This window comes from Streptomyces yerevanensis (genome assembly GCF_000716805.1).
In the GTDB taxonomy this organism is placed as follows: domain Bacteria; phylum Actinomycetota; class Actinomycetes; order Streptomycetales; family Streptomycetaceae; genus Streptomyces; species Streptomyces flaveus.
On record NZ_JNWJ01000001.1, the window covers coordinates 440,122 to 460,233 of the forward strand.

Annotated in this window: 16 protein-coding genes; 8 read left to right on the forward strand and 8 right to left on the reverse strand. The window is 70.5% G+C overall.

Annotation, left to right across the window (positions count from 1 at the left end):
- Positions 1-86: 86 nt before the first annotated feature.
- From OP79_RS01955 to rsmH, 3 genes are read right to left on the reverse strand one after another with little or no spacing between them, the layout of a single operon-like run.
- A complete protein-coding gene (locus OP79_RS01955) occupies positions 87-2,045 on the reverse strand; it encodes a peptidoglycan D,D-transpeptidase FtsI family protein (protein WP_078491555.1) in 1,959 nt (652 codons plus the stop codon).
- A 5-nt stretch (positions 2,046-2,050) separates the two neighbouring features.
- On the reverse strand, positions 2,051-2,533 hold the full coding sequence (gene ftsL / locus OP79_RS01960) for a cell division protein FtsL (RefSeq protein WP_106972265.1): 483 nt from the start codon (positions 2,531-2,533) through the stop codon (positions 2,051-2,053).
- A 31-nt stretch (positions 2,534-2,564) separates the two neighbouring features.
- Positions 2,565-3,566 carry a 16S rRNA (cytosine(1402)-N(4))-methyltransferase RsmH gene (gene rsmH, locus OP79_RS01965; RefSeq protein ID WP_078491556.1) on the reverse strand — a complete coding sequence of 334 codons (1,002 nt, stop codon included), beginning with the start codon at positions 3,564-3,566 and terminating at the stop codon, positions 2,565-2,567.
- 424 nt (positions 3,567-3,990) lie between these two features.
- Here rsmH and OP79_RS01970 point away from each other — a divergent pair, with 424 nt between their 5' ends.
- The 4 genes from OP79_RS01970 (at position 3,991) to OP79_RS01985 (ending at position 9,518) form a co-directional block, all read left to right on the forward strand.
- Entirely contained in the window at positions 3,991-4,539 is a 549-nt protein-coding gene (locus OP79_RS01970) for a beta-class carbonic anhydrase (RefSeq protein ID WP_033318153.1), read from the forward strand.
- Between the two features lie 193 nt (positions 4,540-4,732).
- The gene (locus tag OP79_RS01975; RefSeq protein WP_033318080.1) at positions 4,733-5,770 is read left to right on the forward strand and encodes an AAA family ATPase; all 1,038 of its coding nucleotides are present in this window, start codon (positions 4,733-4,735) and stop codon (positions 5,768-5,770) included.
- Positions 5,770-7,122 carry a DUF58 domain-containing protein gene (locus OP79_RS01980; protein WP_033318081.1) on the forward strand — a complete coding sequence of 451 codons (1,353 nt, stop codon included), beginning with the start codon at positions 5,770-5,772 and terminating at the stop codon, positions 7,120-7,122. The genes OP79_RS01975 and OP79_RS01980 overlap by 1 nt, the downstream gene beginning before the upstream one ends.
- Positions 7,119-9,518: a transglutaminase TgpA family protein gene (locus tag OP79_RS01985; protein ID WP_033318082.1), complete on the forward strand. Its 2,400-nt coding sequence runs from the start codon at positions 7,119-7,121 to the stop codon at positions 9,516-9,518. Before OP79_RS01980 ends, OP79_RS01985 begins: the two co-directional genes overlap by 4 nt.
- A 335-nt stretch (positions 9,519-9,853) precedes the next feature.
- Here OP79_RS01985 and OP79_RS01990 read toward each other — a convergent pair whose 3' ends face one another.
- From OP79_RS01990 to OP79_RS02000, 3 genes are all read right to left on the reverse strand, one after another.
- The gene (locus tag OP79_RS01990) at positions 9,854-10,261 is read right to left on the reverse strand and encodes a DUF3040 domain-containing protein (RefSeq protein ID WP_033318083.1); all 408 of its coding nucleotides are present in this window, start codon (positions 10,259-10,261) and stop codon (positions 9,854-9,856) included.
- Positions 10,262-10,537: 276 nt separating this feature from the next.
- Entirely contained in the window at positions 10,538-11,308 is a 771-nt protein-coding gene (locus OP79_RS01995) for a class I SAM-dependent methyltransferase (RefSeq protein WP_033318084.1), read from the reverse strand.
- Positions 11,309-11,675: 367 nt separating this feature from the next.
- Positions 11,676-12,233, reverse strand: a complete 558-nt coding sequence (locus tag OP79_RS02000; protein WP_033318085.1) for an SAV_6107 family HEPN domain-containing protein — start codon at positions 12,231-12,233, stop codon at positions 11,676-11,678.
- Between the two features lie 176 nt (positions 12,234-12,409).
- On the opposite strand from OP79_RS02000, the gene OP79_RS02005 reads away from it, so the two are divergent.
- The 4 genes from OP79_RS02005 to OP79_RS02020 all read left to right on the forward strand — a co-directional run bounded on the left by OP79_RS02005 (position 12,410) and on the right by OP79_RS02020 (position 17,949).
- Positions 12,410-13,252 carry an ATP-binding cassette domain-containing protein gene (locus OP79_RS02005; RefSeq protein ID WP_078491560.1) on the forward strand — a complete coding sequence of 281 codons (843 nt, stop codon included), beginning with the start codon at positions 12,410-12,412 and terminating at the stop codon, positions 13,250-13,252.
- The gene (locus OP79_RS02010) at positions 13,224-15,308 is read left to right on the forward strand and encodes a YhgE/Pip family protein (protein WP_033318087.1); all 2,085 of its coding nucleotides are present in this window, start codon (positions 13,224-13,226) and stop codon (positions 15,306-15,308) included. The genes OP79_RS02005 and OP79_RS02010 overlap by 29 nt, the downstream gene beginning before the upstream one ends.
- Positions 15,309-15,319: 11 nt before the next feature.
- Positions 15,320-15,949 (forward strand): TetR/AcrR family transcriptional regulator, encoded by a 630-nt coding sequence (locus OP79_RS02015; RefSeq protein ID WP_033318088.1) that lies wholly within the window; start codon positions 15,320-15,322, stop codon positions 15,947-15,949.
- 482 nt (positions 15,950-16,431) lie between these two features.
- A complete protein-coding gene (locus OP79_RS02020; protein ID WP_033318089.1) occupies positions 16,432-17,949 on the forward strand; it encodes a phytoene desaturase family protein in 1,518 nt (505 codons plus the stop codon).
- A 27-nt stretch (positions 17,950-17,976) separates the two neighbouring features.
- Here OP79_RS02020 and OP79_RS02025 read toward each other — a convergent pair whose 3' ends face one another.
- Positions 17,977-18,945 (reverse strand): SCO2102 family sporulation regulator, encoded by a 969-nt coding sequence (locus tag OP79_RS02025; RefSeq protein ID WP_033318090.1) that lies wholly within the window; start codon positions 18,943-18,945, stop codon positions 17,977-17,979.
- A gap of 56 nt (positions 18,946-19,001) precedes the next feature.
- A complete protein-coding gene (gene metF, locus OP79_RS02030; protein WP_051744318.1) occupies positions 19,002-19,925 on the reverse strand; it encodes a methylenetetrahydrofolate reductase [NAD(P)H] in 924 nt (307 codons plus the stop codon).
- Between the last annotated feature and the right edge of the window lie 187 nt (positions 19,926-20,112).

The following is a 20,112-nucleotide window of genomic DNA, read 5'->3' on the forward strand; positions in this document are numbered from 1 at the left end:
CGGATGTTTCCCGGGGTCGGGAGTGATCGTTGTCACGAATTGGTTCCTGCTCGGTGTTCCGGGTGACCGGACGTGTCCGGTGCTGATCAGGGTGTGAAGGTGACAGGAAGTCTGGCGGGCGCGTCCCCGGTCGGCGGCACCTGGAGGGTCTTGAGGGCGAACTCCAGGACCTCCTTGTAGACGGGCCCGCAGATCTGGCCGCCGAAATAGCTGCCCTGGGTGGCGTTCTGGATCGCGCAGTACACAGTCACGCGGGGGTTGTCGGCGGGAGCGAATCCGGCGAACGACGAGGTGTAGCCGCGGTAGCGGCCGGTGGCCGGATCCACTCGGTTGGCGGTGCCCGTCTTCCCCGCGACGCGGTAGCCGGGGATACGGGCCTTGGTGCCGGTGCCCTCCTCGTCGTCCACGACGGACTCCAGCATCTGCGCCAGCGTCTTCGCCGTCTTCTCGCTCACAACCCTTGTCTTCTGGGGCTTCGGGGCCGGTATGAAGCGGCCGTCCGCTCCCTTGGTGCCTCGTACGAGGGTCGGCTCGACGCGTACGCCGCCGTTCGCGATCGTCGAGTAGACGGAGGCCGCCTGCATCGCGTTGATCGACACGCCCTGGCCGAAAGGAATCGTGTACTGCTGCGAGGTCGACCACTTGTCGGCGGGTGCGAGGATGCCGTTCGTCTCGCCGGGGAAGCCGAGTCCGGTCTCGCGGCCGATGCCGAACTTGCGCAGATACGAGTGGAGGACCTGGTTGGCCTGCTTCTGGGTCTTGCCGAGCTGGCCGGTCGCCAGGATGGTGCCGATGTTGCTGGACTTGGCGAGGACGCCGTTGAGCGTCAGATACCAGGTCGGGTGGTCGATGTCGTCCCGGAAGAGCCGGTCGCCACGGTGCAGCCGGTTGGGCACGACCACATGCGTCCCGGGCGTGGCGACGTTCTCCTCCAGGACGGCCGCCATCGACATGACCTTCGCGGTGGAGCCGGGTTCGTACGCGTCCTGGAGGGCCGCGTTGCCGAGCGCCGCCGAGCCGGCCTGGGAGAGGTCGTTCGGGTCGAAGCCGGGCGAGTTGGCCATCGCGAGGATCTCGCCGGTCTTGTTGTCCTGCACGATCACATAGCCGCGGTCCGCCTTGGACTCCTTCACCTGCTCCGTGATGGCGTTCTGCGCGGCCCACTGGATGTCGCGGTCGATGGTCAGCTCGACCTCGGAACCGGCCACGGCGGGCGTCTCCGTACTGCCCGCGGTCGGGACCCGGTGGCCGCCGGCCTGGGCGTAGCGGATCTCGCCGTCCTTGCCGGTCAGTTCCTTGTTCAGCTGCTGCTCGATACCGCCGCCGCCCTTGCCGTCGGCGTTGACCCAGCCCAGTATCCCGGCGCCGAGGCCGCCGTTCGGATAGACCCGCTTGCTGCTGGGCTCCTGGAAGACGCCCGCCAGCACGTTCGCGGCCGTCCTGTCCTTCTGGGCCTTCTCGGCGAGCGTCGTCTTCAGGTCGTTGATCTGCGTCCAGACCTGCGGGGTCTGGCGACGGGCCAACAGGACGTACTGGGTGCCCTTCGTACGGAGCTTCTCGGCGAGCTCGGCGGGTTCCCTGCCGAGGATCGGGCCGAGCAGCGCGGCGGCCTGCTCAGGAGCGTCGCCGATCTTCGTCGCCTTCCGCGTGAACATCGTGGGGTCGGCCGTGATGTCGTTCGCGTCCACGCTTGTGGCCAGCTCGACGCCGTTGCGGTCGGTGATCCCGCCACGCTCGGCGGCCAGGGTGCGGCTGAAGTACCGGTTCTGCTCGGCCTTGGCCGAGTACACGCTTGCGTCGACCGCCTGCACCTGAAGCAGCCGCACCACGAAGGCGATCACCACCAGCGTCAGGGCGAGGCTGACCAGGCGCAGCCGCGGGCGGGGGCTGCCCAGCCGGATCATCCGCGGCCCCGGTGCCCGCCCGGCGCGGGGCGTGGCCGGGCGGCGTGCGGGGCGGGCACCGGGCCCCGGGCGCCGGCTGCCGGGGCGTACGGGCCTGTCGGGCGACGGAACGCGGCGGCGCGGGGGTTCCTTGTCGGACACTTCCGTCACCTGCCGGGGGTTGTAGGGGGCCGCTTGGACGGGGTGGGCATCAGTGGCAGCTTCGGCTTCGGCGTGGAGTCGGGCTTCTCGGGCCTCAGCACCATGGGGACGCGTACCGAGGACCGCTGGGCTGCTTCAGGAACGCCTCGTACCGTGCCGTCGGGGTTGAGGAAGGCGGGGTCGCCGCCGGGGACCATGCCCAGCTCGCGGGCGCGGCGTTGGAGGGCGTCGGGGGCGGAGTAGGCGTCCACGTCCCGCTGGAGCGCCTGCTCCTCGTCGGTGAGGCTCTTCGTGTCCTCCTGGAGGTCGTCGAGCTTGAACGCCCCTTCACTGAGAGCGGAGTTCAGCACCAGCAGCACGATGAGGCCGCCGCCCAGGAGAAACACGACGAGGAGGACGAAGGGGGTACGAGCGGCTCGTCCGGGACCGGACGGGATGAGCCGGGCGAGCCGAGCGGCCCGCCCCCTCAGTTCGGGTTTCCTACTCACTCACCCGCCCCCTTCTTGTGCCTCACGCCCCTCATTCCATGGACTCCCTGATGCGCTGCGCCCCGCGCAACCGCGCCGGTGCGGCCCGCCGGTTCTGAGCGACCTCTTCCTCCGTGGGAAGCTCCGCACCGCGCGTCAGCAGCTTCAGCCGGGGCTGATAGCGCTCGGGCACCACCGGCAGGCCGGGCGGCGCGGTGATGGCGGCACCGGCCGCGAACACCTGCTTGACCAGCCGGTCCTCCAGCGAGTGATACGACAGGACGGCGATCCGGCCACCGACGGCGAGCGCCTTCACGGCCGCCGGAATCGCCCTCTCCAGGACGGTGAGTTCGCCGTTGACCTCGATACGCAGCGCCTGGAAGGTCCGCTTGGCCGGGTTGCCGCCGGTGCGCTTGGCTGCCTGCGGCAGTGCGTCCCGGATCAGCTCGACGAGACGCGCGCTGTTGCTGAAGGGCTCCTTCTCGCGCTCACGCACGATCGCGGACACGATCCGCTTGGCCTGCTTCTCCTCGCCGTACACCCTCAGGATCCGGACGAGTTCGCCCGGAGGGTACGTGTTGAGCACCTCGGCCGCGCTCACGCCGGTCGTCTGGTCCATACGCATGTCGAGCGGGGCGTCCTGGGCGTACGCGAACCCGCGGTCCGCCTCGTCGAGCTGCATGGAGGAGACGCCGAGGTCGAAGAGGACGCCCTGGACGCGCGGGAACCCGAGCCGGTCGAGTACGTCGGGGAGTTCGTCGTAGACCGCGTGCACCAGGGTGGCCCGGTCACCGAAGGGATCGAGCCGCTCTCCGGAGAGGCGCAACGCCTCCTTGTCGCGGTCCAGGGCGACGAGGCGGGCCTCGGGGAACCGGGTGAGCAGGGCCTCGCTGTGGCCGCCGAGGCCGAGCGTGCAGTCGACGACGACGGCTCCGGGCCGCTCCAGCGCCGGGGCCAACAGGTCCAGGCACCGCTGGAGCATCACCGGGACATGTCGAGACTGTCCCTCCCGTCGCCCGCCACCACCCCTGTTCGAATGCGCTTCGCGCCCCATTTGATCTGGGCCCTCTCAGTTCCGGCGCGGCGTACGTACCACCGGGTCCCCTCTCGCTCGGTGAAGGGGAGGGCCTGCCGGCGCCGGAAGCGTCGTCGACCGGGAGCGGGAGGAGGCCGAGCCGTACGTACGCGCCGCGCACGCGGGGAGATTCCGGCACGTCGCCGGGCCCTCCGGGGGACAACAGTCCAGATGGGAGGGTCTCGCCTCCCAGTTCGCGTCACTTTAGTCCACCGCGTCTCACGGTCAATCAACCGGCCTGCGCGTCGCGGGACCCCCGCCACCGACGCGGCACATCGCGGAGAACCATCCTTACGGGATCCTCGCGGCACCCATGTGGGTTAGCTCACAACAACGCTTGTTGATGTTCTTTGTCCCCTCTCACAGAAGGGACGTACAGACTGTGACGATTACCGTCATGGGTATGACGACTTCCGCACCCGTTCCCACCGAGCCCGAAGGCGCCATAGCCGACGGCGGCACCGTCACCGACCGTCTCGTCGAGGCCAACGAGCGGTACGCCGCCGCGTTCACCGACCCGGGCATGGATGCCCGCCCTGTGCTGCAGGTAGCGGTCGTGGCCTGCATGGACGCCCGACTCGACCTGCACGACGCGCTCGGCCTGGAGCTGGGCGACTGCCACACGATCCGTAACGCGGGCGGCGTCGTCACCGACGACGTGATCCGCTCCCTCACCATCAGCCAGCGGGCGCTCGGCACCCGCAGCGTGGTGCTCATCCATCACACCGGCTGCGGTCTGGAATCCCTCACCGAGGACTTCCGGCACGACCTGGAGATGGAGGTCGGCCAGCGTCCCGCCTGGGCGGTGGAGGCCTTCCGGGACGTCGAACAGGACGTGCGGCAGTCCATGCAGCGGGTGCGCACTTCTCCGTTCCTTGTCCACACCGATGACGTACGTGGTTTTGTGTTCGATGTGAAAACGGGACTGCTGCGTGAGATTGACCCCACCTGACCCCACCCAAAGGCCGCAAGCCCCGACATATCACAGCCAGTTGTCCACAGGCGAGTGACACGAACCGGTAACGGCAACAAGAATGCGGGTGTGGCGTCACGCGGAACTTTTCACGCGTGGTGTCCGTGTTCGAGGTGGGCCGGTTCGCGTCGTGAGCGTCGGCCCGGAGAAAGAACGGGCCGAGGAGGGCCGGGTGACGACCTATGACGATCGAGCGAGCCTTACAGATCTGACCACCACTGTGGAGCGAGTCCGCAGTTCGGTGGAGGGAGTGATCGAGGGCAAGCCTGAGGTCGTGCGGCTTTCGCTGACCGTACTGCTCGCCGAGGGGCATCTTCTGATCGAGGATGTGCCCGGTGTCGGCAAGACCATGCTGGCCAAGGCACTGGCGCGGTCCATCGACTGCTCGGTGCGGCGTATTCAGTTCACGCCGGACCTGCTGCCCTCGGACATCACCGGAGTGTCCATCTGGGATCAGCAGCGCAGCGAATTCGAGTTCAAGCCGGGCGCGATCTTCGCGCAGATCGTGATCGGAGACGAGATCAACCGCGCGTCGCCCAAGACGCAGTCCGCGCTCCTGGAGTCCATGGAGGAGCGCCAGGTCACCATCGACGGGCATACCTACGAGCTGCCCAGCCCCTTCATGGTGGTGGCCACGCAGAACCCGGTCGAGATGGAGGGCACGTACCCGCTGCCGGAGGCACAGCGCGACCGCTTCATGGCCCGTGTCTCCATCGGTTATCCCAGCGCGGAGGCCGAGCTGGAGATGCTGGACATCCACGGCGGCGTCTCCCCGCTGGACGACCTCCAGCCGGTGGCGCACGCGCACGACGTCGTCAAGCTCATAGACGCGGTCCGCACGGTCCATGTCGCCGACCCGGTGCGGCGTTACGCGGTGGACCTGGTCGCCGCCACGCGTGCTCACCCCGACCTGAGGCTGGGCGCCTCCCCGCGCGCGACGCTGCACCTGCTGCGTGCGTCGAAGGCGTCCGCGGCGCTCAGCGGCCGGGACTACGCGCTTCCGGACGACGTCCAGGCGCTCGCGGTGGCGGTCCTCGCCCACCGTCTGCTGCCGACCGCGCAGGCCCAGCTGAACCGCCGTACGGCCGAGCAGGTCGTGCTGGAGATCCTGCAGCGCACACCTGTGCCCGCGGCGCCTGCGTCGCAGAGCGGTCTGACGATGGGCCGGCCGGTTCCGGAGTTCGGCCAGCAGCCGCCCCGGAGGCTGTGATGACCACCGGGGGCATGCCGGCGGCGCAGGCCGAGGAGGACAAGGGCGGGCTGCGCACGGCACTCGCCGGGCTCACCACGCGCGGTCGGTCCTTCCTGGCGGCGGGCGTGGCGGCCGCGGTGTGCGCATACGTCCTGGGGCAGAGCGATCTGCTCCGGGTCGGGCTGCTGCTGGCCGTGCTGCCGCTGGTGTGTGCGGCCGTCCTGTACCGCACGCGCTACCGGGTGGCGGGCAGCCGCCGGCTTTCGCCCGGGCGCGTGCCCGCGGGGTCCGAGGCCCGGGTCCATCTGCGGATGGACAATGTCTCGCGGCTGCCCACGGGACTGCTGATGCTCCAGGACCGGGTGCCGTACGTGCTGGGGCCGCGTCCCCGGTTCGTACTGGACCGGATGGAGGCGGGCGGCCGACGCGAGGTGTCGTACCGCGTGCGCTCCGACTTGCGGGGCCGTTATCCGCTGGGCCCGCTCCAGCTGCGGCTCAGCGACCCGTTCGGAATGTGCGAGCTGACCCGCTCCTTCTCGACGTACGACACCCTGACGGTCATCCCGCGCGTGGAGCCACTGCCGCCGGTGCGGCTGACCGGCGAGGCCAAGGGGTACGGCGACGGGCGGAACCGCTCGCTTGCTCTGGCCGGCGAGGACGACATCATCCCGCGCGGGTACCGCTACGGCGACGATCTGCGCCGGGTCCACTGGCGCTCGACCGCGCGCTACGGCGAGTTGATGGTGCGCCGCGAGGAGCAGCCGCAGCGGGCCCGCTGCACGGTGCTCCTCGACACCCGAGGCATCGCCTTCGAGGGCGCGGGCCCGGACTCGGCCTTCGAGTGGGCCGTCTCGGGCGCGGCGTCCACGCTGGTGCACATGCTCGAGCGGGGCTTTTCGGTTCGGCTGTTGACGGACACCGGCAATTCGGTGCCCGGCGAGGGGGCCGACGGGTTCGCGGGCGCCAACCAGGAGTCGGCGGACGCGGCCGGGCTGATGATGGACACCCTGGCGGTGATCGACCACTCCGACGATACGGGCCTGTCCCGGGCGTACGACGTGCTGCGCGGGGGGAACGAAGGGCTTCTGGTGGCTTTTCTCGGCGACCTCGACGAGGAGCAGGCGACGGTGCTCGCCAAGATGCGGCAGCGCAGCGGCGGGGCGGTCGCCTTCCTGCTGGACAGCGAATCGTGGGTGCAGGGCGAAGCCCACGAGGACAGCGAGGAGCGGCTCCGGATGCTGCGGGAGGCGGGCTGGACCGCTGTGACCGCGCCGCCGGGTGCGGACCTCGCCGATCTGTGGCGGGAGGCGGACCAGCAACGCAATCAGGTCACGCCGATGGGTAGCACGGCGGGAGGCGGTGGCTCATGAGCGGGCGCGCGCGACTGGCGCTGTGCGCCGCGGCGGCGACACTGATGGCGGCGAGCGCGCTGCTGCCGCTGGTCACCCCGGCGACCTGGCTGCTGCAGGCGGCGTTCCTGCTCGCTGTGCAGACCGGTGTGGGCGCGGCGGCCCGGCGGGTTCCGCTGGCCCGGCCGCTGACGATCGCGGCGCAGGCCCTGGTGAGTCTGATGCTGCTGACGCTGATGTTCGCCCGTGAGCAGGCCATCGTCGGGATCATCCCGGGCCCGGAGGTGTTCCAGCACTTCGGGGTGCTGCTGCAGACGGGTGGGGAGGACGTCGGGCGGTATGCGATCCCGGCGCCGCTGTCCGACGGCATCCGGCTGATGATGGTCGGCGGTGTCCTGGTGATCGGGCTGGCGGTGGACGCGCTCGCGGTGACCCTGCGCAGCGCTGCCCCGGCCGGGCTGCCGCTGCTCGCGCTGTACTCGGTCGCCGCCGGGCTCTCGGACGGCGGCGCCGGATGGCTGTGGTTCCTGTTGGCGGCCGCCGGTTATCTGCTACTGCTGCTGGCCGAGGGCCGTGACCGGCTCTCGCAGTGGGGCCGCGTCTTCGGCGGCGCACCCCGCACGCCGGGCCCCGACCCGTCGCCGGGCGCGGTCGCGCCGATCCGTACGGGCCGGCGCATCGGTGCCGTCGCCCTCGGCATAGCCCTGGTGGTGCCGCTCGGTCTGCCGTCCCTCGACGGCGGCCTGCTGGACGGTACGGGGACAGGTGTCGGCTCGGGCTCCGGAGGCGGCGGCACGATCTCCGCGGTGAACCCGCTGGTCTCGCTCCGCGACAGTCTGAACGTGGACGAGGACCGCCAGGTCATGTCGTACAACACCAACTCCGAGGAGACGCAGGACCTTTATCTGCGGATCGTCTCGCTCGACGAGTTCGACGGCACGGCGTGGAAGCCCTCCAAGCGCAGCATCACGGATGTACCGGAGAACTTCCAGACACCACCCGGTCTCGGGGACGAGGTCCAACGCACCGAGGTCGAGACGAATATCGCGGCGGCGGACTGGTACGCGCAGGACTGGCTGCCCATGCCCTATCCGGCCAGCCAGGTGGACATCAGCGGCAAGTGGCGGTATGAGCCTGTCGGGCGCACGCTCGTCGGCGACCACGGCCAGACCACGCGCGGCCTTGAGTACTCCGTCAAGAGCCTGATCGTGCAGCCGACCGCCAAACAGCTCGCCGATGCGCAGGAGCCGCCCGGGTGGCTGCGGCGCGAGTTCACCGATGTGCCGGAATCGCTGCCCCCGATGGTCTACGACACGGCACGGCAGGTCACGGCGGGCGCGAGCAACGACTACGAGCGCGCGGTGAAGCTCCAGGACTGGTTCGCCCTGGAGGGCGGCTTCGTGTACGACACGGAGGTGCAGGTCGGCAGTGGTTCGCAGGCGATCGAGCGCTTCCTGAGGGACAAGGAGGGCTTCTGCGTCCACTTCTCCTTCGCGATGGCCTCGATGGCCCGCACGCTGGGCATACCGGCCCGCGTCGCGGTCGGTTTCACACCCGGCTCACCCCAGTCGGACGGCACGATGTCCGTGGGCCTGCGGGACGCGCACGCCTGGCCCGAGCTGTACTTCGAGGGCGTGGGCTGGACCCGCTTCGAGCCGACGCCGAACCGCGGCACGGTTCCGGAGTACACCCGGACGGACACTCCGGGCACCACCCTCCCGGATCCGGGCACTTCGCAGGAGGTCGCGCCGCGGCCTTCCTCGGCCGCCCCGTCGACCAGCGAGAGCTGCACGGCGGAGCAGAAGAGGCTGCAGGAGCCCTGCGGCAGCGAGTCTCCTGAGGCGGCGATCACGGCGACGGACGGCGGTACGCCGTGGCTCCAGATCCTGCTGTGGCCCCTGCTCGGTCTTGCCGTGCTCGCGATACCACTGCTGCCGATGATGTGGCGGACGAGAGTACGGGCCGTACGGCTCGGCACGCATGGCCGCACCGAGGCGGACGCGGCAGCTCACACGCTGGCGGCGTGGCATGAAGTGACCGATACGGCCTGGGACTTCGGTATCGCGCCGGACGAGTCCCAGACGCCCCGCAAGGCGGCGGCCCGGATCGTCCGGCTCGGGCACCTCGACCCGGCGACCGCGACATCCGTGCACCGGATCGCGGACGCCGTGGAACAGGTCCTGTATGCGCCGCGGCCCCGGCCCACACCGGGTCTGGCCGACGACGTCCGCAGGATGACCGACGGCCTGCGCGCCACGGTCAGCAGCGGCACCCGCCTGAGGGCACTGCTGGCGCCCCGCTCGGCTGTACGGGTGGTGTGGATGGCCTCGGAGAGCTGGGCGTCGCTCAAGTCCCGGGCGGTGGCTCGCTGGACGACGCTGGTCCGGCGACCGTCGGCGGGGCAGGGCAGCGGCTGAGGGGGCTTGGCCCTTACAGAGGGGGCGCCTGCCCGGTCTCGGGTGGGCGCCCCCGGTCGGGTTTCGGCGGGGTGCGGTGTCGGGGATTCGACGGGCCACTCGGACCGGGCCGTGCCCAACTTCAGCACGGCTCGGTGCCGAACACCGATGCGGCGTGGCGCCGTGTGCCGGTGCCGTATGCCTCGTGAGCGAGGGCCGGTGGGAGACCTCTCGTACGCGAAGCTCAGTCGGGCAGCAACTCCGGGGCTACGCCGGGGCGTTCGCAGGCATGCCGAAGGGGCGGCCACCCGCGGGTGGTCACCCCTTTCGCGCTGTGTTGGCTCTCCGCCCGGGGGCTAATGGCCTTGTTCGTCGCGGCGCCGCTGCCAGCGCTCTTCGATGCGGTCCATCATGGAGCGCCGCTGCCGACCCTGACGGCGGGCTTGCGGAGCGCCCGGCGCACCGGCACCCGCGGCGGGCTGCTCGCCCGGCTTGGGGGCTTTGCGCCAACCGGTGACGGCGAGCACCGCGCAGCCCAGCATGACGAGGAATCCCACCACGCTGACCCAAATCTGCTGTGCGACCATTCCGGCCATGAGGAGCGCGATACCAACCAGGAAGCCAACGACCGCCTGGTAAACCCGTTTCCGGGTGTACGTACGCAGCCCGCTTCCCTCAAGCGCTGTCGCGAACTTGGGATCTTCGGCGTACAGCGCTCGCTCCATCTGCTCGAGCATTCGCTGCTCGTGCTCCGAGAGCGGCACGGAGTCCTCCTCATCGTGCAGTCGCCGGGGCGACCGGGGGTCCCCTTCAGGATAGGCAGGGAATCGCCCCCGTGAAACCCGCCCCTCTACGCCAATTAGCCAACCGGATTCCGCCATGGCACCCCGGTTCACTGAAGCGTGCATTCCCCAGCGACCGGCCCGTCATGCCGGACGGTCTCCTCCGATCATACGGCTCCGAGCGCGCGATCGGGGGCGCTGTGGCGTACTCCATCTGCCGCCGAGCTCCTGATCAGCGGCGGGGGCACGGGAGCCGGCTCAGGCCTCGGCGGCTTCCCTGGTCTCGCCGAGCACGTGGAGCTGGGTCGCCACGGAGTGGAAGGCGGGCAGCTCAGCCGCCGCGGCCTCCAGCTTGAGCAGGGCGTCCAGGGCTCCCGGCTCGGTGTCCACGAGGACTCCGGGGACGAGGTCCGCGAAGACCCGTACGCCGTGCACGGCGCCAACGCGCAGACCGGCGCCCTCGACGAGAGCGATGAGCTGTTCGGCGGTGAAGCGCCGAGGAACGGGATCGCCCTCGCCCCAACGGCCGTCCGGGTCGCTGAGTGCTTGCCGGGCCTCGGTGAAGTGCCCGGCGAGAGCGCGCGCGAGCACCGCGCCGCCGAGGCCCGAGGCGAGCAGGCTGAGGACCCCCTCGGAGCGCAGCGCGGCCACGGCGTTGGCGACGCCCTCGGCGGGGTCGTCCACGTACTCGAGCACGCCGTGGCACAGCACCACGTCGTAGCCACCGCGCTCGACGACGTCGAAGAGGCCGTGGGCGTCGCCCTGGACGCCCTGGACCCGGTCGGCGACATCGGCCTCGGCGGCCCGGCGCTCCAGCGCGAACAGCGCGTTCGGGCTGGGGTCCACGACGGTGACGCGGTGGCCGAGTCGGGCGGCGGGCACCGCGAACCTGCCGCTGCCGCCTCCCGTGTCGAGCACGTCGAGCGACTCCCGGCCCGTGGCCTTGACCCGGCGGTCGAGGGCGTCCTTCAGGACGTCCCAGACCACGGCGGTACGGAGAGAAGCGCGGGGTCGAGACGGGTCCGACACGGCAGTTGACTCCTCGGCGCGGCACCGCCTCGGCTAGGGCGGAGCGATCGGGATGCCTTCCCCGGACCTGTGCGGCCAGGGGAAGGCGCAGGCGCTGCCAACCCTATTGCCTCCGACCCCGTCCCCGGCCCTCCGTCTCGCGCGGCGGACGACCGTGCCAGAGCGCTCCGCTGGAAGCACAGTGATTCGGCTGCGGGCCGGTGGGGGCTGGTCGCGCCCACGCGGCGGAGCCGCAAATGGATACAGCCCCGCGCCCCTCTCAGGGCCTGCGCCCCTCTCAGGGGCGCGATACCGCAACCGGACTTCACCAAGACCGCTTTGTCGGCCCCGGGCAGACGCGGCTTCGCTCATCGGACTCCCGCACCGTTCATCCCGCATCCGGTACCTCCGGTACGTCTGGCTCCTCCCGGTCGACGTCCTGCTGTGGCTGGGGCAGGACGGGCTGCAGGACGAGCATGCGCTCGACGAGGCGCAGGAACATGGCCACGTCGCGCAGCAGGTCGTCGGCGTCGCGGCTGCTGGCCGCGCCCTGTATGCCTGCCTCCGCGCGGGCACGGCGGCGGGCGCCGGAGGCGAACAGCGCGCTCCACTCGGCGAGTTCGGGCGCGATCTCGGGGAGCACTTCCCAAGCGCTCCGGATCTTCGCCCGGCGCCTCGGGGTGGACTCCGGGCGGCCCCGGGCGGCGAGCACCGCGGCGGCGGTGCGCAGGGCCGCGAGATGGGCCGTCGCGTAGCGCTCGTTGGGCGTTTCCAGCAGGGCCGCCTCGTCGAGTCCGGCGCGGGCCTGGGCGAGCAGGTCGAGGGCGGCGGGCGGGGCCGTGGCCCGGCGGAGCACAGGGTGTACGTCGCTCGCCGGTCCGGTCAGTGAGGGGGCAGGGCCGGGGGCGCGGCGCCGGCGGGCGGCGGCTGCGTGGTAGCTGGCCATGACGAACCTCCTGTCGTCTGTGTGACGGCGCAGTGGCCGTATGTGCCCATCGTGAGGTATGCCACTGACAATGCGTTCTGACCTGGGGTTTTGCTTCGATCGAGCGTTCGGGTTAGATTTTGCACTGACCAGTCAGTTCAATTCCTCGTGAGTTGGGGGAAGTGGTGGGGGAAGTGGTGGATGGACCGCGTGGTCTCCGCGTCACGGCTGAGAACTTCGGGCTCAGGGGCCCTCGCGGCTGGGCGTTCCGCGGGGTGGGCCTCGACGCGGAGCCCGGTTCACTGATCGCGATCGCGGGGCCGTCGGGCTCGGGGCGTACATGCCTGCTGCTCGCGCTCACCGGACGCATGAAGCCCACCGAGGGGCACGCGACGGTCGGACCGTTCCGCCTGCCGAAGCAGATGGCGACCGTCCGCCGGATCAGCGCACTCGCCCATGTGCCCGGGGTCACCGACCTCGACCCCGCCCTGACCGTCGGCGAGCACCTGCGCGAACGGGCGCTGCTCCAGCGGCGGTTCGGCGGTTCTCCCCCACTCTCGAATTCGCTCGAGCGGGGGGACCCCCATCAAAGGCTGCTGCGGCCCCGCAGCGAGCGGGCGGCGGAGGCTCGGCTGCGGATCGACGCCGCGCTGAGCGCCGCCGGGCTGGACCGGGAGGCGCTGCCCAAGGGCTCCCGGACTGCCGTACGCGACCTGGAGCGGGTCGAGGCGCTGCGGCTCTCCGTGGCACTGGCCCTGGTCGGCCGTCCGCGGCTCCTCGGCGTCGACGACACCGACCTGAAGCTCTCGGAGCCCGAACGGGCCGAGGTCTGGGCGCTGTTGCGCTCGCTCACCGAGGCAGGGACGACCGTGCTCGCGGTGTGCAGGGAAGCACCCGAGGATGCCGTCGCGGTGTCCACCGGGTCCGCCGGCGAGCCCACCCACGAGGAAGCCGGCGCCCCCTCCGACGAGGGAGCCGAAGAAGACGTCGAAGAAGACAAGGAGGCGGCGGATGCGCTCGCCGAAGCTGGCCGCGCTTGAGCTCAGGCGGTTCGGCAGGGGGAAGCTCCCGCGCGCGGCCATGGCCTCGCTCCTGTTGCTGCCGCTGCTGTACGGCGCCCTGTACCTGTGGTCGTTCTGGGATCCGTACGGTCGTCTCGACCGCATTCCGGTGGCCCTCGTGAACGACGACAAGGGGGTGACGGCGGACGGCGGGAAGATCGCGGCGGGCGACGACATCACCAAGGGCCTGCACAAGAGCGACACCTTCGAGTGGCACGAGGTCAGCGCCGCCGAGGCGCGCAAGGGCGTCGAGAACGGCACGTACTACCTGTCGCTGACGATGCCCTCCGACTTCAGTGAGCGGATCGCTTCCAGTTCGGGCGACTCCCCGGAGACGGGCGCCCTCCAGGTGCGTACGAACGACGCGAACAACTACATCGTCGGGCAGGTCTCCAGGACGGTCTTCGGCGAGGTGCGGACGGCGGCGTCCACGAAGACGTCGCGGTCGTTCCTCGACAGGATCTTCATCTCGTTCTCGGACATCCACGGTCAGACCGTGAAGGCCGCCAAGGGGGCCGATCAGCTGAAGGGCGGGATCGGGAAGGCCAAGAAGGGCTCGAAGGATCTCGCCGACGGTCTGAAGGACGCCAAGAAGGGCAGCGGCAAGCTTTCCGCGGGCCTGAAGAAGCTCGACAAGGGAGCGGGCGACCTGGAGAAGGGCTCACGGCAGGTCTCGGAGGGGACACGGGCGCTGGCCGACAGGGTCAATGGCGTCGCGGACAAGGTGGGCCCCTTCCTGAAGGGCAACGAGAAGGAGATCGGCGACACGGCACAGCTTGTCGCGGACTCCGCGGCGGCCATCCGCCGCAACCTCGACACGTTGGTGAAGACCGCCCCGACCGCCGCCAAGTCGGCCCGCACGGCCTCCGACACGCTGAACGACGTCTACAAGGCGCGCTGCGAGACCGCGCCGCTGCCCGACGCCGCCTGCCCGCAACTGAAGGAGGCGAAGAACGCAGCCGCGGACGTGGCGAAGGTCGCCGACGACGTCAACACGCTGGTGGCCGGTCAGGACGGCGATCTGGACGCGCTGGACCAGCACCTGGCCACCCTCCAGAAGCAGGCCCAGGCACTTGCCGACCGCTCGCCGCACCTCTCCGAGGACCTCGCCACCGCCGTCTCCAAGATCAACGAACTCGACAAGGGAGCCGGGCAGGTCGCCAAGGGGGCGAAGACCCTGCACACCGGGCTCGGCACGGCCAAGACCGGCGCTGCCGGCCTCGACACCGGCGTCGGTGCCCTCAAGACGGGGGCGATCGACCTCGAGGGAGGCATGTTCAAGCTCGTCGACGGCTCCGGGAAGCTCGCCGGCGGACTGCACGACGGCGCCGGAAAGATCCCCGACTACGACAAGAAGGACCGCGACCAACGCACCGAGGTGATGGCGGACCCGGTACGGCTCGCTTCGAAGGACCTGCACAAGGCACCCAATTACGGCACCGGTTTCGCCCCGTACTTCATTCCGCTCTCCTTGTGGGTGGGCGCGATGGTGGCCTACATGGTGATCCAGCCGCTCAACCGGCGCGCTCTCGCGACGGGCGCCTCCGCCTGGCGCATCGCGCTCGCGGGCTGGCTGCCGGTGGCCGCCCTGGGCGTGCTCCAGACGGCCACGCTGATGGCCGTACTGCACTGGGGGCTAGGCCTTCAGATGGCGCGGGCCGCCGGGACGGTGGGGTTCCTCTGCCTGGTGACGGCGTGCTTCGCAGCGATCGTGCAGTGGCTGAACGCGCGCTTCGGAGCGGCGGGCCGGATCCTCGTCCTCGCCTTCCTGATGCTGCAACTGACGTCGGCAGGCGGCACGTACCCCGTGCAGACCAGTCCGGCCTTCTTCAACGCGATCCACCCCTTCTTGCCGATGACTTACGTCGTCGACGCCCTCAGGAGGCTCATCACGGGCGGCGGCCTCGGCCCGGTCTGGCAGGCATGCGTGGTCCTCACGGCGTTCACCGCGGGCGCCCTCGCACTCACCGCCGTTGCCGCGCGCCGCAAGCAGGTGTGGACCCTGGACCGGCTGCACCCGGAGCTGAGCCTGTGACAATCAGGGCCATGGAAAGCAGCAGGGCCGTGGACAGCGGCAGCAGCCGGAGACAACTGACCCGGCAGAAGCTCTACGAGGCAGCCGTGACGCTCATCGCGGAGCAGGGCTTCTCGGCCACCACCGTGGACGAGATCGCCGAGCGCGCCGGGGTCGCGAAGGGCACCGTCTACTACAACTTCGCGAGCAAATCCGTCCTCTTCGAAGAGCTGCTCCGGCACGGTGTGCGACTCCTCACCGCCTCCCTCCGGGAGGCGGCCGAGAAGACCGCTCAGGACGGCGGCAGCAAGGTCGACGCGCTGGACGCGATGATCCGGGCGGGGCTCGTCTTCATCGATCGCTATCCGGCCTTCACCCAGCTGTACGTGGCGGAGTTGTGGCGTACGAACCGGGCCTGGCAGTCCACCCTGATGGTGGTCAGGCAGGAGGCCGTCGCGGTGGTCGAGGGAGTTCTGCGCGACGGCATCGCGAACGGCGAGCTGAGCGAGGAGATCGACATCCCCCTGACGGCGGCGGCCCTGGTGGGCATGGTGCTGGTGGCTGCCCTGGACTGGCAGGCCTTTCAGCCGGAGCGCTCCCTGGACGACGTCCACGCGGCGCTGTCGCGGCTGCTTCAGGGGCGGGTGAGCGGCAACCGCTGAAGCACACAGGGGCCGAAAAGAGAGCGCCGGCCCGAGGTGGCCGCGTCCCCCGCGGGCCACGCCGGACCGGCGCCCCTTCTTGCTTCCCCGTAGTCCCCCGTTGCTTCCCCCCGTTCGGTCTCCCCCGGTCCCCCGTGCCTCGCTCCCGCCGACTTCTCGGCGGAAGGAGCGGCCAAGGGCGCTGCACCGTTCCGCCGCCCCGTGTCGGCGGTACCGGAGCCGCGCCCCTTTCCGTGCCCCCACTCTCTCGTTCGCGCAGGTCGTGCCCCATCCGCGCGCGTACTCAACTCACTTACTAGGTACGGATACTCAGACCTGCGCACTCACACCCAGGACGCACCGTTGCCGACTGGTTACGATCGCGTCCGCGCCGCTACTCCCCAGGTACTCCCCCGACGGGAATCCGGGACCGCCGCCTGCGAGGCGGTGGCAGTCCGACCGTGGCGGCCGGATTGTCAGTGGCGGCCGATACAGTCCCTGGCATGGCACGAATTGCGGTGATCGGCGCCGGGATGGGCGCGCTGGCGGCCGCCGCCCGACTGGCCGTCGCGGGCCACCGGGTGGTGGTGTACGAGCGCGCGGCGACGTACGGCGGATCGGTGGGCGTCGTCGAGCGCGACGGCTTCGTCTTCGACACGGGCCCGGGGCTGCTGCCGCTGCCCGCGGTCTACCGCGATCTGTTCGTCAAAACCGGCAAGGAGCCCCTGGAGAAGTGCGTCGACCTGGTCCAGGTGGACCCGGCCTCGCACCACGTCTTCGCGGACGGCACAGAGGTCTCGCTGCCGAACGCCTCACGCGCGGGAGTCGTCTCGGCCCTGGAAGCGGCCCTCGGTGCGGGCGCGGGAGAGCGGTGGGGCGAGCTCCTGGTGCGGGCACGCGAGGCCTGGGACCGTACGCGCCGGCCGCTGCTCGAAGAGCCCTTGTGGCCCAACTGGCAGGTTCTCGCCGAGCGTGAGCCTTATCCGCCCGTCAAGCAGCGGCGTCTGCTGCGCACCCGGACGGCGACGACTCTCGCGGAGGTCGGCGCCTGGGAGCTGGGTGACCCGCGGCTCGCGGCCCTCTTGGAGAGCCACGCCCTCGCGTACGGCCTCGACCCGCGCCTCGCTCCGGCCGCCGCGACCGTGCTGCCGTACATGGAGCACGCCTTCGGCACCTGGTATGTGCGCGGTGGGATACGGGAGTTGGCGCGGACGGTGTACGAGCGGTGCCTGACTCGGCGGGTCGAGTTCCACTTCGATACGGCTGTCGAGCGGATCGTCGAGAAGGACGGCCGGGCGGCGGGCCTGGAGCTGGCCGACGGCACCCTCGAAGAGGCGGACTTCGTGGTCGCGGGCGTGGCGCCCGGAGTGCTGGACCGGCTGGCCTCCGGGATCGCGCTACACGGCGAAGGCGAAGTGCCGCCTCAGCGGGGACTGTCGAGCCGCCTGACGGTTCACCTGGCGCTGCGCGGCGGGCGGCCGGAGGGGGTGGCTCATCGGACGGTGGTGCACGCGGCGGATCGCGAGGCGGAACTGCACTCGTTGTTCGGCGACCGACCCGGCCGTACGGCTCCTGCGGGCCCTGGACTCCCGGCCGCGCCCACCCTGACCGTGCTGCGCCCCGGCGATCCCGCGCTGGTGCCGGACGACGGCCACGAGGCGGTCACGCTGAGCGTCACGGTGCCGTCAGGCCTGGAGCCGACCGAGGAAGACGTCAAAGGTGTTCTCACCACCGCCGAGCGCGCGATACCAGGCCTGCGCGACCGCCTCCTCTGGCACGAGGTCCGTACCCCGGCGGACATCGCGGAGGCGACGGGCGCGGACGGCGGCGCGGTTCCGGCACCGGCACTGGCCGCCGCGGGCGGACGTCTGCTGCACCCGTCCAACAGCACCCGTCTTCCGGGCCTGTTCACGGTCGGCGGCTGGGCACACCCCGGCGGTGGACTGCCGCACGCAGGCATGTCGGGAGCGCTGGTAGCGGGGCTGATCGTGGAAGGACCGGACTTCAAGGGCTCGCAATAGGCCCGACCCGGCTCTCAGTACGGGTTGTCAGAACCGGTACTGCTCGTCGTACCCGCTGCCGTTCCCGTTCCCATTCCCGTTGCCCTCGTACGGATACTGCTGCTGCTCCGGCGGGAGTTCGCCGCCGTACGCATCGTCGGAGCGCTGCTGCGGTACCCAGACGCCGCCCGGCGGGGTCTCGCCGCCGTAGCCCCCGCCCCCGCCTGCGTACTGGTCCTGGGCGTAGCCCTGCTGCCCGTACTGCTGCTGCGAGGCGTCGTAGGAGGAGTCGTACGAGGCGCCCTCGTACGACTGCGTGCCGAGGTACGGGTCGGAGTAGGCGGCGTACTGCTGCTGGCCTGTGTCGTAGCCGTACTGCTGCTGGTCGTAGCCGGAGTAGCCGTCGTACCCGTAGTTCTGGCCGGCGTCCTGGGACTGGGCGGACGCGGCGTGGGACGGGTCGGTGGCCGCGGCGTAGGCGCTGTCGCTGTAGACGCCGTAGTTGCCCGTGTCGTCGGGCAGGGGCTGCGGTTCGTAGACGGCGGTGGACTCGGCCGCCGTCTCGACGGACTGCCCGAAGTCGGACCGCTGCCCGAAGGTGTCGGCCCGTTGCCCGAAGACGGAGTCATCGCGCCCGTAAAGGTCGTCGCCCTGGCCGAAGTTGTCCCGTGGACGCATTCCGTTGTCCGCCGCCTGGAGGTCGGAGACCTCGAGCGTCGGATCACGGTCCGGCTCGCCGCGGCGGCGTTTGCTGGCACCCGGGCGGCCGGCGACGGCCCAGCCGGCCGCGAAGCCGCGGCGGAACGACAGCGTGACGTACGTCTGCCCGACCGCGAAGGCGGCGGCGCCCAGGCCGATGACCGGCACGGACGGGATGAGCACGCCGAGCACCACACCGAGGAAGCCCGCGAAGGCCAGCAGCCGCCAGCGCAGCCGTGCCTTGTACTGCAGCAGCACCTCGCCGAGCAGCCACAGCGCGACAATGCCGAACGCGATGTAGAGGACCGTCCAGCCCATGTACGCCCCTCTCCCAGTGGCCGTTACGCAGTGTGTCGTACGAGGATGCGTCCGGTCTAGGCCTGCTGCGGGTGGTGCAGCCCCAGATTCTCGTAGATTTCCAGCGTCGCGGTGGAGTTGTTCAACGTGATGAAGTGCAGTCCGGGGACTCCCTCGGCCAGCAGCCTCGCGCAGAACTCCGTAGCGAACTCGATTCCAATGGAGCGTACAGCCGCAGGATCGTCCTTGGAGTTGAGGATCCGCTCTTTCAGGGCGTCCGGGAACGAGGCGTTGCTGAGCTTCGGGAGCCGCTCCAGCATCTTCACGCTGGTCACCGGCATGACCTCGGGGATGACCGGGGTCTCGCAGCCCGCCGCGTCGACTCGGTCACGTAGCCGCAGGTACGACTCGGGATGGAAGAACATCTGCGTGATCGCGTAGTCAGCGCCGGCCCGGCATTTGTTGACAAAGTGCGCGACGTCCATGTCCCAGTCGGCGGAGCGCGGATGCATCTCGGGGAAGGCCGCGACGCCCACGCAGAAGTCGCCCGATTCCTTGATGAGTCGGACGAGTTCGGCTGCGTAGGTCAGGCCCCGGGGGTGCGGGATCCAGTCGCCCATGGGGTCGCCGGGCGGGTCGCCGCGCACGGCGAGCATGTTCCGGATCCCGGCGTCCGCGTACTGGCCGATGATGTTGCGCAGTTCGGCGATGGAGTGGTTGACCGCGGTGAGGTGGGCGACCGGGGTGAGCGTCGTGTCCGCGACGATCTGCTCGGTCTCCTTCACCGTGCCGGCGCGGGTCGAGCCGCCCGCGCCGTACGTCACCGACACGAAGTCCGGAGCGACGGCCTCGACCCGGCGGAGCGCGTTCCACAGGTTCCGCTCGCCCTTCGGGGTCTTCGGCGCCGAGAACTCGAACGAGTACGTCGTCTTGCCGGTGGCGAGCATGTCACGCACAGTGCGTGCGCGGTCAGTCCTGGTGGACGCAGATCCTAGGGCCATACCCGCAGGTTAGTCAGGGGCTGGCGGTCCCCCAACCAGACGATGAAAGTTGCCCGGTTTGTCAGCCAATTGTCCATGCCCCGGACGACTAGGGCGCTTCTGATGGCTCTTGTTGGGGTGGGTGGATCAGTGCTGGGGCCGGGCAGGCGCGTCTTATGGTGCGGCGACACGAACTGACCGACGCGCA